This window comes from Priestia sp. HNGD-A6, assembly GCF_045784335.1.
Lineage (GTDB): Bacteria > Bacillota > Bacilli > Bacillales > Bacillaceae_H > Priestia > Priestia zanthoxyli.
Window position 1 is genome coordinate 3,304,387 of the sequence record NZ_CP138621.1, and the last position, 14,833, is coordinate 3,319,219.

General features: G+C 38.9%; 12 protein-coding genes and 1 riboswitch. Of the genes, 10 read left to right on the forward strand and 2 right to left on the reverse strand.

Annotation, left to right across the window (positions count from 1 at the left end; all coding sequences use genetic code 11):
• Positions 1-11 precede the first annotated feature (11 nt).
• Entirely contained in the window at positions 12-2,375 is a 2,364-nt protein-coding gene (locus tag SCI76_RS16850) for an endonuclease MutS2 (protein ID WP_033579629.1), read from the forward strand.
• A gap of 181 nt (positions 2,376-2,556) precedes the next feature.
• The gene (locus tag SCI76_RS16855) at positions 2,557-2,964 is read left to right on the forward strand and encodes a DUF350 domain-containing protein (protein WP_013059411.1); all 408 of its coding nucleotides are present in this window, start codon (positions 2,557-2,559) and stop codon (positions 2,962-2,964) included.
• 151 nt (positions 2,965-3,115) lie between these two features.
• Here the strand turns inward: SCI76_RS16855 and SCI76_RS16860 are convergent, their stop codons facing one another.
• A complete protein-coding gene (locus SCI76_RS16860) occupies positions 3,116-4,222 on the reverse strand; it encodes a 5-methyltetrahydropteroyltriglutamate--homocysteine S-methyltransferase (RefSeq protein WP_028411761.1) in 1,107 nt (368 codons plus the stop codon).
• 218 nt (positions 4,223-4,440) lie between these two features.
• On the opposite strand from SCI76_RS16860, the gene SCI76_RS16865 reads away from it, so the two are divergent.
• The 8 genes from SCI76_RS16865 to SCI76_RS16900 all read left to right on the forward strand — a co-directional run bounded on the left by SCI76_RS16865 (position 4,441) and on the right by SCI76_RS16900 (position 13,818).
• On the forward strand, positions 4,441-6,132 hold the full coding sequence (locus tag SCI76_RS16865) for an AMP-binding protein (RefSeq protein WP_098626995.1): 1,692 nt from the start codon (positions 4,441-4,443) through the stop codon (positions 6,130-6,132).
• Between the two features lie 112 nt (positions 6,133-6,244).
• Entirely contained in the window at positions 6,245-6,829 is a 585-nt protein-coding gene (locus SCI76_RS16870) for a TetR/AcrR family transcriptional regulator (RefSeq protein ID WP_013059408.1), read from the forward strand.
• Positions 6,830-6,908: 79 nt separating this feature from the next.
• Positions 6,909-7,682, forward strand: a complete 774-nt coding sequence (locus SCI76_RS16875; protein WP_407544049.1) for an enoyl-CoA hydratase — start codon at positions 6,909-6,911, stop codon at positions 7,680-7,682.
• Between the two features lie 18 nt (positions 7,683-7,700).
• Positions 7,701-8,474: an electron transfer flavoprotein subunit beta/FixA family protein gene (locus tag SCI76_RS16880; RefSeq protein ID WP_016765685.1), complete on the forward strand. Its 774-nt coding sequence runs from the start codon at positions 7,701-7,703 to the stop codon at positions 8,472-8,474.
• A gap of 33 nt (positions 8,475-8,507) precedes the next feature.
• Positions 8,508-9,488, forward strand: coding sequence for an electron transfer flavoprotein subunit alpha/FixB family protein (locus SCI76_RS16885; RefSeq protein WP_033579632.1), 981 nt, complete (start codon positions 8,508-8,510; stop codon positions 9,486-9,488).
• Positions 9,489-9,896: 408 nt separating this feature from the next.
• Positions 9,897-10,211, forward strand: a complete 315-nt coding sequence (trxA, locus tag SCI76_RS16890; protein ID WP_013059404.1) for a thioredoxin — start codon at positions 9,897-9,899, stop codon at positions 10,209-10,211.
• A gap of 223 nt (positions 10,212-10,434) precedes the next feature.
• A complete protein-coding gene (gene uvrC / locus SCI76_RS16895; protein ID WP_028411757.1) occupies positions 10,435-12,201 on the forward strand; it encodes an excinuclease ABC subunit UvrC in 1,767 nt (588 codons plus the stop codon).
• Positions 12,202-12,266: 65 nt separating this feature from the next.
• A riboswitch (Lysine riboswitch) is annotated at positions 12,267-12,444 on the forward strand.
• Positions 12,445-12,585: 141 nt separating this feature from the next.
• On the forward strand, positions 12,586-13,818 hold the full coding sequence (locus tag SCI76_RS16900) for an aspartate kinase (RefSeq protein ID WP_048019702.1): 1,233 nt from the start codon (positions 12,586-12,588) through the stop codon (positions 13,816-13,818).
• Positions 13,819-13,869: 51 nt separating this feature from the next.
• Here SCI76_RS16900 and SCI76_RS16905 read toward each other — a convergent pair whose 3' ends face one another.
• Positions 13,870-14,397, reverse strand: coding sequence for a YslB family protein (locus SCI76_RS16905; protein WP_168761330.1), 528 nt, complete (start codon positions 14,395-14,397; stop codon positions 13,870-13,872).
• Between the last annotated feature and the right edge of the window lie 436 nt (positions 14,398-14,833).

Below are 14,833 nucleotides of genomic sequence, written 5' to 3' on the forward strand. Positions count from 1 at the left end.
AGGAATCAGTTTTGCAATCACGTATTTTCCATGTACTAGAGTTTAATAAAGTTAAGGAACAGCTTCAGAAAAAAGTAGCTTCTTCTTTAGGCCGAGAAAAAGTAGCGAATTTGATTCCCTCGACTCAGTATGAAGAAGTAGTCAAATGGCAGGAAGCAACAGATGAAGCTACAACCGTGCTGCGATTGCGTGGCAACGTACCGCTAGGAGGCATCTTTGACGTTCGACCTAGCGTAAAGCGCGCTGAAATTGGAGGAACGCTAAGCTCTAATGAACTTCTTGATGTAGCAAGTACTATTTATGCTGCAAGACAAGTCAAGCAATTTATCGAGCAAGTAGTAGAAGACGAAGATTTACAGCTTCCAATTATAATTGAACATATCGAAAAACTAATGCCTCTTCCTGAGGTAGAACAAACAATTAAAATGAGCATTGATGAGAATGGCACAGTACTAGACGGTGCAAGCGACCAGCTAAGAGGCATTCGTCAAAAACTTCGCTCGACGGAGTCTCGTATTCGCGAAAAGCTAGAAAGTCTTATTCGCTCCTCGTCTGCTCAGAAAATGTTGTCAGATGCGATTGTTACCATTCGAAACGAACGTTTCGTTATTCCTGTTAAGCAAGAATATCGCAGTGCGTATGGAGGCATTGTGCACGATCAGTCTTCATCTGGAGCAACGTTATTTATTGAGCCACAGGCGATTGTGACGTTAAATAATGAGCTTCAAGAAGCAAAAGTAAAAGAAAAACAAGAAATTGAGCGTATTCTTATTGCTCTAACCGTTCAGGTAGCGGAAGTGGCAAATGAACTCCGTCAAAACGTTTATTTGTTAGGTGAGCTGGACTTCATGTTTGCTAAAGGGCGCTATAGCCATGAGCTAAAAGCTTCAAAACCTAAAATGAACGATCGAGGCTATATTAAGTTAGTGAAGGCAAAACATCCTCTTATTGCCCAGGAAGATGTCGTTGCAAATGATATTGAGCTAGGTGATCAATATACGTCTATCGTTATTACAGGACCAAATACCGGCGGTAAAACCGTAACGTTAAAAACACTTGGGTTATTCACATTGATGGCTCAAGCAGGTTTGCAGATTCCTGCGCTGGATGGATCGGAAATGGCTGTGTTTAAACACGTATTTGCTGATATTGGAGATGAGCAGTCCATTGAACAAAGTCTGAGTACCTTTTCATCTCATATGGTCAACATTGTAGATATTTTACAAAAAGTAGATCATGAAAGTCTGGTCTTGTTCGATGAATTGGGAGCCGGAACAGATCCCCAAGAAGGTGCAGCGCTTGCGATTTCGATTTTAGATCAAGTATATGAAAGAGGCGCTCGCGTAGTTGCGACTACTCACTATCCTGAATTAAAAGCGTACGGCTATAACCGTGAAGGAGTGGTCAATGCTAGCGTAGAGTTCGATATTGAAACATTGAGCCCTACTTACAAGCTGCTGATTGGTGTACCGGGTCGAAGCAATGCTTTTGAAATTTCAAAACGTTTAGGTTTAAGTGCAGAAGTAATTGAACGTGCCAAAGGCTATATTGGCTCAGAAACAAATAAAGTAGAAAATATGATCGCTTCTCTTGAAGATAGCCGCCGTCAATCAGAACATGAGCTAGAAGAAGCTGAACAGCTAAGAAAAGAGGCTCAGAAGCTTCATAAAGAATTACAGAGTCAGATTATTGAGTTTAATGAAAAACGAGATAAGCTGTACGAAAAAGCTGAAGAAAAAGCTCAAGCCACAGTTCAAGCAGCATCTGAAGAAGCAGAGAAAATCATTAGCGATTTGCGTAAAATGAGTCAAAAAAATCATGCGCTTGTAAAAGAGCATGAATTGATTGAAGCACGTAAGCGTCTAGAAGATGCAGTTCCAACTCTTGAAAAAAGTAAAAAGAAACCGGCTGTGCCGAAAAAACAAGAGCGCACTCTTCAAGCTGGAGATGAAGTGAAAGTCTTAAGCTGGGGACAAAAAGGAACGCTTGTGGAACGAGTAAGTAATAATGAATGGCAAGTGCAAATGGGAATCATGAAAATGAAGGTGAAAGAAAAAGATCTCGAATATATTAGTTCCCCAAAACCTGTAGAAACAAAGCCGCTTGCTACGGTAAAAGGAAAAGATTATCATGTAAATCTAGAACTGGATTTAAGAGGAGAGCGCTATGAAAATGCGCTGATTCGAGTTGAAAAATATATTGATGATGCTTTGTTAGCCAACTATCCGCGCGTTTCGATTATCCACGGTAAAGGAACCGGAGCTCTTCGTAAAGGTGTACAGGAATATTTGAAAAATCATCGTTCTGTTAAAAATATTCGTTTCGGAGAAGCTTCTGAAGGAGGTTCTGGCGTTACGGTTGTGGAATTTAAGTAAAAGAATGCTGAGATAAAGGTGTCAGTCGATGCGCTGAACAAGCATATATGAAGATGGAAAATCCGACATGGCTCATGAACTATGTTGGGTTTTCTATCTCTTTTAAGAACGATGCAAGTAAAGGAAAGAGACCTGTCAGTTCATTACGTGGAGTGTAATATAAATTAGGAGTGATGCAAAAATGAGGGATTTTTGGAAAGACCCGTATATTGAATCCGCCGCTTATTACAGCGTGGTTGTCTTGAGCATTGTCGTCTTTCTTGTTGTGTTTGAGCTCGTTACTAAATATAAGAATTGGGAAGAGATTCAAAAAGGAAATATGGCTGTTGCGATGGCAACAGGTGGGAAAATATTTGGATTAGCTAATATTTTTCGCTATTCGATTGAGCACAACGACAATTTGTTAAGAATGCTTGGATGGGGAATATATGGGTTTGTTCTTTTACTAGTCAGCTATTTTATTTTCGAATTTTTGACGCCGAAATTTCGAATCGATGATGAAATTGAACAAGATAACAGAGCCGTTGGGTTTATTTCACTTGTTATTTCAATCGGTATGTCCTATGTAATAGGAGCAGGGATAGGATAGGAGAGAGTCATGGAGAAGTTAGCGAAAATTTTACTCATTTTATGCGGAGTGTTTATGCTTATTGGTCTTATCTATTTATCTATATAGCTTTTCCTAACATTGTGATGACAGCAAAAAAGCTGGCCTTAAAGCAGGTCAGCTTTTTTAATGATTACTTCCATACGTCTTCAGCAATTGAAATCACGTGCTTTACTTTATCCCACTGCTGTTCTTCAGTTAGTAAATTTCCTTCTTCTGTAGAAGCAAATCCGCACTGGGGACTCAAACAAATTTGATCAAGAGAAACAAATTCTGCCGCTTCAGCAATTCGTTTTTTCACTGCTTCAGGATCTTCTAAATCTCCAAATTTTGATGTGATAAGACCAAGGACAATCTGAAGGTCATTTCGCTTTACATGTCGAAGAGGTTCGAATCCTCCTGAGCGTTCATCATCAAATTCTAAAAATAGTCCATCTACGTTTAACTGACTGAAAATAGCTTTTGACGCATTTTCATATCCGCCGCTTGCTGTATAAGTAGACTGGAAATTCCCTCTGCAAATATGCATTGTAATAACCATGTCATCTGGCTTATGCGCAATGGATTCATTGATCGCATCCGTAAAACGTTTCAGTAATTCTTGGGGCGTAAATCCTTTTGACGCGATTTGTTCTTGTCCTTTTTCTGAGAAAAAGACCGCCCACGCAGTATCATCTAACTGTAAATAGCGGCATCCAGCATCATAAAATGCTTGAATGGCTTTTTGATATGTTTTAACTAAATCAGCAAAAAATACATCCGTATCCGAGTAAGCAGACTCTTCAATATGACCTCTGAAAAACAGCATATTGGGACTTGGAATGGTGAACTTAGCCACGTGTTCTTTTCCGGCCGCTTGATGAAGAAATTTATAATCTTCAATCATAGGGTGGTGATTAAAATCTAGTTTTCCAGTAACTTTTATACCGTGAGCTTTTGTTTGGACCCCGTGAAACTGAATTCCCGACTCTGCTTCGTAAAGTTCTACGCCCACAAGTTCTGATAGAAAATCAAAGTGCCACCACGCACGGCGAAACTCACCGTCTGTTATGGCTTTTAATCCAATTTGTTTTTGCTTTTCTACGAGCTTACTAATTTCTTCATCTTCAATTGCTCGAAGCTGTTTCTTTGTCATTTCCCCGTTTTCTACCTGTAATCGTGCTTGCTTGATACGCTCAGGACGCAAAAAGCTTCCAACGTGATCTGCTTTGAACGGTCCTTTAGTCAATGTTGTTATCAATTCATACAGCTCCTTAAAAAAAATCTAATTTTCATTATATACAAAAAATTAGGATAATGTACAGGGATAAATTCAATTTTTATTTATTACGCTGCAGGATGAAAGAGTGATTAGACAGGAAAGAGAACATTCAATAACGATTGCATCTAAAAAAAGAATGAACTATAATTTTAATTAGAAAATTCTAATTTTTTATTTTTTTGAGGGAGAGGATACGTGTGGAATCCACCGAAAAGATATGGCTTTCTCAATACCCAGAGGAAATATCTGCTACGCTTCATTATGAGCAAAAAAATTTAGCACAGCTTTTTGAAGAAGCAGTTCAAAAAGCCCCTAAAAAAAACGCAATCTATTTTCTAGGGAAAAAAATGACGTTTTCCCAACTGCATCAAGATTCTTTGAAACTGTCATCTTACCTTATTGAACTGGGATTAAAAAAAGGGGATAGAGTAGCCATTATGCTTCCAAATTGCCCTCAAGCTGTCATTTCCTTTTATGCTGTTCTTCTTGCCGGAGGAGTAGTCGTTCAAACAAACCCTTTGTATACGGAAAGGGAGTTAGAGTATCAGCTGAATGATTCAGAAGCGACCATGATTATTGCACTCGATTTGCTATATCCGCGTGTAGTAAAAATGAAAGCGTTAACAAGTGTAAAACACGTAGTCATCACCTCTATTCAAGACTATCTCCCATTTCCCAAAAACATAATCTATCCATTTATTCAGCGCAAACAGCAGAAGATAAGCGTGGATGTGAGTCATACGGAGACTACTCATTTATTTAAACGCATTATAAGTGAATCCTCTCCAGCAGTATGTAATGCTGAGGGAATTTCAGACGAAGATATCGCGATTTTGCAATACACCGGGGGAACAACAGGTTTTCCAAAAGGAGTCATGCTTACTCATAAAAACTTGGTAGCCAATGCAACGATGTGTTCACATTGGTTATACCGCTGCAAGCATGGAGAAGAAAAAGTGCTTGGAATTATCCCGTTTTTTCATGTGTATGGTTTAACAACGGTTCTTGTTCTATCGGTTTTGCAAAACTACGAGATGGTGCTTCTGCCTAAATTTGATGCAAAAACGACGCTCAAAACCATTCATAAGCAGCAGCCTACTTTATTTCCAGGTGCTCCGACAATTTACATCGCATTATTAAACCATCCTGATTTAGCAAAATACAACCTATCTTCTATTGATTCATGTATGAGCGGTTCGGCTCCTCTTCCTGTGGAAGTGCAGGAGCAGTTTGAAAAGCTCACTGGAGGTAAACTAGTGGAAGGATATGGATTGACGGAAACCTCTCCTGTTACTCATGCTAATTTTCTTTGGAAAGAGAGAATACCAGGAAGCATTGGAGTGCCTTGGCCAGACACAGATGCCAAAATTCTCTCGTTTGAAACAGGTAAAGAAGCTGCTGTAAGCGAAGTAGGAGAAATTGCGGTTAAAGGTCCTCAGGTCATGAAAGGATATTGGAAGCAGCCTGAAGAAACGGAGGCTGTTATGCGAGACGGGTGGTTGCTAACAGGTGATGTTGGCTATATGGATGATAAAGGTTATTTTTATGTAGTAGATCGAAAGAAAGATATTATTATTGCCGGGGGATATAATATCTATCCTCGAGAAGTTGAAGAAGTATTATATGAGCATGAAAAAATTCAAGAAGCTGTAGTGGTAGGTGTTCCTGACCCATATAGAGGAGAAACAGTGAAGGCTTACATTGTATTAAAAAATGGTGTAAGATGTACTGAAGAAGAGTTAAATGAGTTTTCTAGAAAGTATTTAGCTGCTTATAAAGTTCCGCGCCTTTATGAATTTCGAAATGAGCTTCCAAAAACAGCGGTCGGGAAGATTCTGCGACGAGCGCTGATTGAAGAAGAAAATGAAAAGCATAAAAAGGCGACGTAATTGATCGTCGCCTTTGATTTTTTTGCTGAAACATAATTGACAGATACTTGCGGTTTCTTTATTATAAAGATATGAATGAATAATCATTCATATTTTAAAGGAGCGTATAAGATTGAGAAGAAATAAGCCAAAGTATAAGCAGATTATCGATGCAGCTGTAGTAGTAATAGCAGAAAACGGATACCACAATGCTCAGGTTTCTAAAATTGCTAAGCAGGCTGGAGTTGCAGACGGTACGATATATTTATATTTTAAAAACAAAGAAGATGTTTTGATTTCCTTATTTCAAGAGAAGATGGGACAGTTTGTAGAAAAAATTTATGAAGAACTGGCGGGAATTGAAACTGCGGCAGAAAAACTTCACGTATTAATTGACAAGCATTTTTCGTTTCTAGCGGAGGATCATCATTTAGCTACAGTGACACAGCTTGAACTGCGTCAATCGAACAAAGATTTAAGATTGAAAATTAACGATGTATTAAAAGATTATCTGACTCTCATTGATTCTATTTTACAGACAGGAATCGAAACGGGTGAGTTTTCTGAAAATATAGATATTCGTCTTGCGCGACAGATGATTTTTGGAACGATTGATGAAACTGTCACAACATGGGTAATGAACGATCATCGATATGGTCTAATAGAATCGGTAGATAAAGTCCATTCCCTGCTGTTAAACGGCTGCAGCGGCTCATAATCGTAAGTGAGCCTGCTGCTCCCTTGCGAGGGGAGAAGCGCAAGGTAATGAAAATAGAAAGAAAGGGTGGGGGAAACAAATGGAGATTATCCAGGTTGAAACTGTTGATGCAATAAGCTTCATTACGTTGAATAGACAACCTGCTAACGCTTTGTCTCAAGATTTATTAAAAGATCTTTCAAGTGTTTTAAAACATTTAGAAGATAGCAAAGAGACAAGGGTTATCGTCATTAAAGGCGAAGGGAAATTCTTTTGTGCTGGAGCTGATATAAAAGAGTTTACATCACTGCAGCAGGAAAAAAATTACGAGAAACTTGCTGTTAACGGCCAAGAGCTCTTTGAGTATATTGAAAATTACCCAAAACCAGTTATTGCAGCTATTCATGGAGCTGCTTTAGGCGGAGGATTAGAGCTTGCTATGAGCTGCCATATCCGTTTGGTAACAGAAAATGCTAAGCTGGGCTTGCCTGAACTTCAGTTAGGAATTATACCAGGGTTTGGAGGAACTCAGCGATTGCCTCGTTATGTAGGGGTTCATAAGGCTTGTGAGATGATGCTGACAAGTGATCCAATATCGGGCAGCGAGGCAGTGGAGTTAGGATTGGCAAACGCAGCTTTTGAAGAAAGTCAGCTTATCAATGAAACATTTTTACTTGCTAGAAAAATTGCCAAAAAAAGCCCAATCTCTGTTAAAGCTACCTTGCAGCTGCTTCAACATGTAAAAACAGATGCTTATTACAGCGGCATCAAAAAAGAAGCACAGTTTTTTGGAAGCGTATTCAAAAGCCGTGATGCTCAAGAAGGCGTAGCCGCTTTTATTGAAAAGCGCCAGCCTAAATTTTTAGGAAAATAAGCTTAGGAGGGGAATTGAATGAATATTTATGTGTTAGTAAAAAGAACGTTCGATACAGAGGAGAAACTTTCACTAAAAAATGGTCAAATTGTTGAAGATGGAGCTGAATTTATTATTAATCCTTACGATGAGTATGCAGTTGAAGAGGCTATTCAGCTAAAGGAAAAGCATGGCGGAGAGATTACGGTCGTGAGTGTAGGAGGGGAAGAATCAGAAAAAGAACTCCGAACAGCTTTGGCTATGGGAGCAGATAAAGCGGTTTTAATCAATACGGAAGATGACATAGAAGATGGCGATCAGTACACGACTTCTAGGCTGCTGGCACAGTACTTAAAAGAGCAATCTCCTGATTTAATCTTAGCAGGAAACGTAGCGATTGACGGAGGTTCAGGCCAGGTGGGACCGCGCGTAGCAGAACAGTTAGAAATCCCATATATTACAACGATTACAAAGCTGGATATTGAAGGTGAAAAAGTGACGGTTGTACGCGATGTGGAAGGAGATTCGGAAGTTATTGAAACGTCGCTTCCTCTTTTAGTAACAGCTCAGCAGGGACTTAATGAGCCTCGCTATCCATCTCTTCCAGGGATTATGAAAGCGAAGAAGAAACCGTTGGTTGAAGTGGAATTAGACGATTTAGATTTAGATGAAGATGATGTAGAAGCAAAAACAAAGACAATTGAAATTTATTTACCTCCGAAAAAAGACGCGGGGCGCGTATTACAAGGAGATATAAAAGATCAAGTAACAGAGCTGGTCAATTTACTGCATAAGGAAGCAAAAGTCATTTAATAAGTCAAAAGTCAAAACAATGGGGGTATTGTAATGGGACGCAAAGTGTTAGTTCTTGGAGAAGCACGTGATGGGGGATTACGAAACGTATCGTTTGAAGCGATTTCCGCAGCGTCTACTGTAGCTGACGGGGGAGAAATTATTGCAGCGTTAGTAGGAAAGGACGTAAAATCTTTAAGTGAAGAACTTATTGCATACGGAGCAGATAAAGTTGTTGTGACGGAGCACGAAGATTTAGCTGCTTACACATCGGATGGTTACGCTCAGGCATTATTAGCCATCATTGAAAGTGAACAGCCTGAAGCTATCGTATTTGGGCATACGGCTCTTGGCAAAGATCTAGCGCCAAAACTGGCAGCTCGCTTAGATAAAGGACTTATCTCGGATGTGACGGATGTAGAAGTGGGAGGGGATCAAGTAGTCTTCACTCGCCCAATTTATTCTGGTAAAGCATTTGAGAAGAAAATCATGACCGATGCTTTTACGTTTGTCACGATTCGTCCAAATAATATTTCACCGCTTGCAAAAGATGAGGGGCGTACAGGTGATGTAGAGGATTTAAATGTTGAAATCAAAAACCTGCGTACTGTTGTAAAAGAAGTCGTACGCAAAGCAACGCAAGGGGTTGATTTGTCCGAAGCAAAAGTCGTGATTGCAGGTGGTCGAGGTGTAAAAAGCACGGAAGGTTTTGGACCTCTCCAAGAACTAGCGGACGTGTTAAATGGAGCTGTTGGAGCGTCTCGCGGAGCGTGCGATGCAGATTACTGCGACTATTCTCTTCAAATCGGTCAGACGGGCAAAGTAGTCACACCAGATTTATACATTGCCTGCGGAATTTCAGGTGCTATTCAGCATTTGGCAGGTATGTCAAATTCAAAAATTATTGTTGCAATCAATAAAGATCCTGAAGCGAATATTTTTAAAGTAGCTGACTACGGAATCGTTGGAGATTTATTTGAAGTAGTGCCTCTGCTAACGGAAGAATTTAAAAAGCTGAAAGTACAGTCTGCGTAAGATTCTCGGACAAAAGTATTTGAGACGAAGTGAAGAACGAACCGTTGATCAAGATTTTTGATTAGTGGTTCGTTTTTTTGTTAGGGTAAAAGCAGGGTAGGTCTTTCTAGCAGGTGATTGGAGGGCAAGGTGAAGACTCCTGCTAGAAAAGCGAAGTCTTGCATGGAAATCAACTGCGGTGTCGCAAGCGGTTCAACCCATGTATACTATTTGTTCGTCTTTGGATTCATTTAGTCAGGTCTCAGCCTCATGGGAAACGAAATTTTCTACGCATATTTTTAGGCAAATTGTACAAACTAGAGCGGAGAATAAACAGTATAAATGTAAGCAAAAAGTTAGCAAACCTTATTTGAAGGTGATATACTGTGAGTAGAATTTGGATATTGCATATATTTAGGAGGAATTAAAATGGCTATTGCACATGCTACAGATAAAAACTTTACAGATGAAATTAAATCAGGCCTAGTGCTTGTTGACTTTTGGGCACCATGGTGTGGCCCTTGTAAAATGATTGCTCCAGTTCTTGAAGAAATTGATGGCGAACTTAACGATAAAGTTAAAATCGTAAAAGTAGACGTTGATGAAAATCAAGAAACAGCTGGAAAATTTGGTGTTATGAGTATCCCAACTTTAGTATTATTCAAAGATGGAGAGAAAGTTGATCAAGTAGTTGGTTTCCAACCAAAAGAAGCATTAACAGAATTAATTAATAAACACGCGTAAGTCAAAACCTAGCTCAGGCTAGGTTTTTTTCTTTTTCTCCACTTTTTCTCTTTTGGGAATACTTTTATTTAGCGAATATGCGTTCGTTTGTTTTATACTAGATGTAAGGAACATCGCCATAAATCCAGCTTATGTACATGTATTAAGACAGGAAAGAATGTAGGTTACGCTTCATAAGCGATTGTATAGATGGACAGAGTAAGAGAAGAGGAAGGAGAAAAGTATGAACGATTATTTAAAAGAAAAGCTGGCTATTTTACCGGATCAGCCCGGCTGTTACTTGATGAAAGATAAATATGGAACGGTCATTTACGTAGGAAAAGCAAAAGTATTAAAAAATCGAGTACGTTCCTACTTTACCGGATCTCATGACGGAAAGACGCTTCGACTTGTAAACGACATTGTTGACTTTGAATATATCGTCACATCTTCTAATTTAGAAGCGCTTATTTTAGAAATGAATTTAATTAAAAAGCATGACCCAAAATACAATATTATGCTTAAAGATGATAAGGGCTATCCGTTTATTAAGATTACAGCTGAAAAACAGCCCCGACTTGTTATTACAAGAAAAATAAAAAAAGATAAAGGGAAATACTTCGGTCCTTATCCTAATGTTCAAGCAGCAAATGAAACAAAGCGGCTTCTTGATCGCATTTATCCGTTAAGAAAGTGCTCCACTATGCCAGATAGGCCTTGTTTGTATTACCATATCGGGCAATGTCTAGCTCCTTGCGTAAAAGAGGTAAAAGAAGAGCAAAACAAACAAATTATTGAAAATATCACGCGGTTTTTAAATGGTGGATATGAGCATGTCAAAACAGAGTTAACTGAAAAAATGTTAAAAGCTTCAGAAGAACTTGACTTTGAACGGGCTAAAGAATACCGAGATCAAATTGCTCATATCGAAGCGACAATGGAAAAGCAAAAAGTAACGTTTAATGATTTTGTTAATCGAGATGTGTTTGGCTATTCTTACGATAAAGGCTGGATGTGTGTTCAAGTTTTCTTTATTCGCCAAGGGAAATTAATTGAGCGAGAAGTTTCTATGTTTCCTTTTTATAAAGAGCCAGAAGAAGATTTCTTAACTTTTATCGGTCAGTTTTATGCCAAAAATATTAAGCCAAAAGAAGTGATGGTTCCAGCAACGATTGATGCAGAGTTAGCTGAGAAGTTAGTAGAAGTAGAGGTTCAGCATCCAAAGCGAGGCAAAAAGAAAGAATTAGTAGAACTTGCGTGTAAAAATGCAAAGATTGCGCTCGGTGAAAAATTCTATTTAATTGAACGAGATGAAGAGCGTACAGTTGGCGCAGTTGAACGGTTAGGAGAGGAGCTTGGAATTGCCGCTCCTTATCGGATTGAAGCATTTGATAACTCAAATATTCAAGGAACAGACCCAGTTTCTGCGATGATTGTTTTTGTTGATGGGAAACCGGAAAAGAAAGAATATCGCAAATATAAAATTAAGACGGTAAAGGGACCAGATGATTACAGTTCCATGAGGGAAGTCGTTCGCAGACGGTATTCCAGAGCGTTAAAAGAAGGTCTTCCGCTTCCGGATTTAATTGTTGTAGATGGAGGCAAAGGGCATTTAGCTGCAGTACAGGACGTTCTCGAAAATGAATTGGGACTTTTAGTGCCTACAGCAGGTCTTGTCAAAGATGATAAGCACAGAACCTCCAATCTGATGATTGGTGAGCCTCCTCAAATCATACCGCTTGAACGCAATAGTCAAGAATTTTATTTGCTTCAGCGAATTCAAGATGAAGTTCACCGCTTTGCGATTACCTTCCACCGTCAAGTGCGCTCTAAGTCCGCTTTTCAGTCAGTTCTGGACGACATTCCGGGAGTGGGAGAAAAGCGTAAAAAAGCTTTGTTAAAGCATTTTGGTTCGGTGAAAAAATTGAAAGAAGCAACGATTGAAGATATTCGAAATTCAGGTGTTCCTCAGAACATTGCTGAAAAAATTTATGAAACATTACAAAAATAGTCTTGAAATAATAGAAAATATTTGATAAGCTATTAACTAATTTCATACGACACTTCATCAAATGAAGTGAAGATAGAGGTGCAAATTTAATCAGTACGCATCAGGAAGGGTATGAGCCCTTATGAACGATGCGGAAAGGGAAATTTGCCGAAGTGAACATTACCTCATAGTAATGATTGCTGGTTCTGCGTTGAATAAACGTAGGATTGTCAAGATGTAGATTCTTGGAGAGCTATCTCACGGCAGTGGACGGTTATGTTTTATAATTTTCGTTCGTTAAGCAATGAGAGCTCATCTCATTGCTTTTTTTATTGTCTGAGTAAAAAAATTTAGCTTCTCATCATCCTGCATATGCAAATTTATTGAAAAGGAATGAACAAAATTATGGCATTAATCGTTCAAAAATTTGGTGGAACATCTGTTGGTTCTGTTGAACGTATTCAACATGTAGCAAACCGTGTTATTCAAGAAGCAGAGCGCGGTAACCAAGTAGTAGTTGTTGTATCGGCAATGGGCAAAACCACAGATGCACTGGTGAAATTAGCAAGTGATATTACGGACAGTCCAAGTAAACGCGAAATGGATATGCTTCTTACAACTGGAGAACAAGTAACGATTTCCCTGTTAACAATGGCTCTTCAATTCAAAGGTCATGAAGCCACTTCGCTAACAGGTTGGCAAGCTGGTATCCAGACGGAAGCAGTTCACAGCAATGCACGAATCCAGCACATTGACACGACTCGTATTCAAAGCCAATTAGATAGAGGTCGAATCGTAGTAGTAGCTGGATTCCAAGGCTGTTCAGAAGATGGAAGCATTACAACATTAGGTCGAGGCGGCTCTGACACGACGGCAGTAGCTCTTGCCGCGGCACTAAAAGCTGCAAAATGTGATATTTATACAGACGTAACAGGAGTGTTTACGACGGATCCGCGCTACGTAGAAGATGCTCGTAAACTTCATTCTATTTCATATGACGAAATGTTAGAATTAGCCAATTTAGGAGCAGGGGTGCTGCATCCGCGCGCTGTTGAGTTTGCAAAAAATTATCAGGTACCGCTAGAAGTGCGTTCAAGCTTAGAAAACGAGAATGGAACGATTGTTGAGGAGGAAGTTTCAATGGAACAAAACTTAGTCGTAAGAGGAATTGCGTTTGAAGATAATATTTCACGGGTGACAATTGAAGGGTTAAACAACGAGTTACAAACTCTTTCTACTATTTTTACAGCATTAGCAAAAGAACAGTTAAATGTGGATATTATTATTCAAAACGTAACGGCTAATAATCGCCTCTCTATCTCATTTTCTATTAAAACTGTAGATGTAGAAGCTGCTCTTGCCGTCTTAAAAGAGTATAAATCTACCTTGGGGTATACGCGTATTGAACATGAAAGCAGTCTGGCTAAAGTATCGATTGTGGGATCTGGCATGATATCTAATCCAGGTGTTGCAGCCGAAATGTTTGAAGTGCTGGCAGGAGAGAAAATTGAAGTGAAGATGGTCAGCACGTCTGAAATTAAAGTATCTACAGTTGTACCGCATGCTGATATGGTAAAAGCTGTTGAGACGCTTCACGTAGCATTTGAATTAGAAGAGCAGCAGGCAGTGCAAGTATAAAGAAAAGAAAAAAGACGTGGTATCTCCACGTCTTTTATATATACGTATTTCTTACTTTTTATAACGCTCCGCACGGGTTTCGGTAGGTAAGATATCTTTTCGGTCCCACTGCACGGAAATCAGCACTTTTCCGTTCTTTTCTTTAGGTGTTAAGTAGGCTTCTGTTAGGCAGTTGTTTTGACGCTGAATCTGTTCAGCCACAAACCCTGACTCAAGATGAAATGAACAAGTTTCCTGCTGAAATCTTTTGCTGACCACATCACCTGATAACTCAAGCTCTAGTGAATATTTATCTTTTTTGGCAAGCGTCAGTGTTCCCCAGGAAGCTGCTTTAAAAAATGCGACGATTTCATCCATTGTATTTAATGGATATTTACGCGCAAGGTGTTTTCCTGCCCAGTATGAGATGGTATTCGTTTCGTCTCCAAGAAGCTCTGGAATTAACACGTCACGCAAAAGGCTGTATCCGAAATATGGAACGTGATCAAGAGCTCTCTCTGTTTCAGCTGCGGCATTAGGTTCTAATGTTTCCATCGTCCCTTCAAGTTCTTGCTGTGATTCTGTTTGTAAATTGCTCATGCTTTCCCCTCTTTCTTTACTACTATTATATACAAATCTAAAAAACCTCTCACGCATTTTTTTAATAAAATGTAAGAGGATCTTTATTATGGTAAAAAGAGTTAGATGTAAAGATGAAAAATCCATAAAATTACTTTTAAAAGGGTACTTTTACCTGTGTAAATGTTTTGTGAACTTGTTTACAATAAAAGTATAAAGTAAACGCTTACTTAACTGTGGCAAGCGATATTATAATAGAAAGAAAAAATCTTTAACACCAATGCAGTAAGCGTTAACAAATATAAAATTTTATAAATTTATATTTTATAGAAGATTTAAACATCTTGCCTTGACGCTCTTAATCGATGGGAGTAAAATTAACCTGTCACATACTTTATTAGGAAATGCAAAGGTTTTCATTTCCTGTATTCACGATTAATCTATTTGTCTAGTGGGA

What these genes read in the sequence shown, in the direction of transcription:
- SCI76_RS16855 (WP_013059411.1), top strand. Translation starts at nt 2,557, where the DNA reads ATGAGGGATTTTTGGAAAGACCCGTATATTGAATCCGCCGCTTATTAC.
- SCI76_RS16875 (WP_407544049.1), top strand. Translation starts at nt 6,909, where the DNA reads ATGGAGATTATCCAGGTTGAAACTGTTGATGCAATAAGCTTCATTACG.
- SCI76_RS16880 (WP_016765685.1), top strand. Translation starts at nt 7,701, where the DNA reads ATGAATATTTATGTGTTAGTAAAAAGAACGTTCGATACAGAGGAGAAA.
- SCI76_RS16885 (WP_033579632.1), top strand. Translation starts at nt 8,508, where the DNA reads ATGGGACGCAAAGTGTTAGTTCTTGGAGAAGCACGTGATGGGGGATTA.
- trxA (WP_013059404.1), top strand. Translation starts at nt 9,897, where the DNA reads ATGGCTATTGCACATGCTACAGATAAAAACTTTACAGATGAAATTAAA.
- uvrC (WP_028411757.1), top strand. Translation starts at nt 10,435, where the DNA reads ATGAACGATTATTTAAAAGAAAAGCTGGCTATTTTACCGGATCAGCCC.
- SCI76_RS16900 (WP_048019702.1), top strand. Translation starts at nt 12,586, where the DNA reads ATGGCATTAATCGTTCAAAAATTTGGTGGAACATCTGTTGGTTCTGTT.
- SCI76_RS16905 (WP_168761330.1), bottom strand. Translation starts at nt 14,397, where the DNA reads ATGAGCAATTTACAAACAGAATCACAGCAAGAACTTGAAGGGACGATG.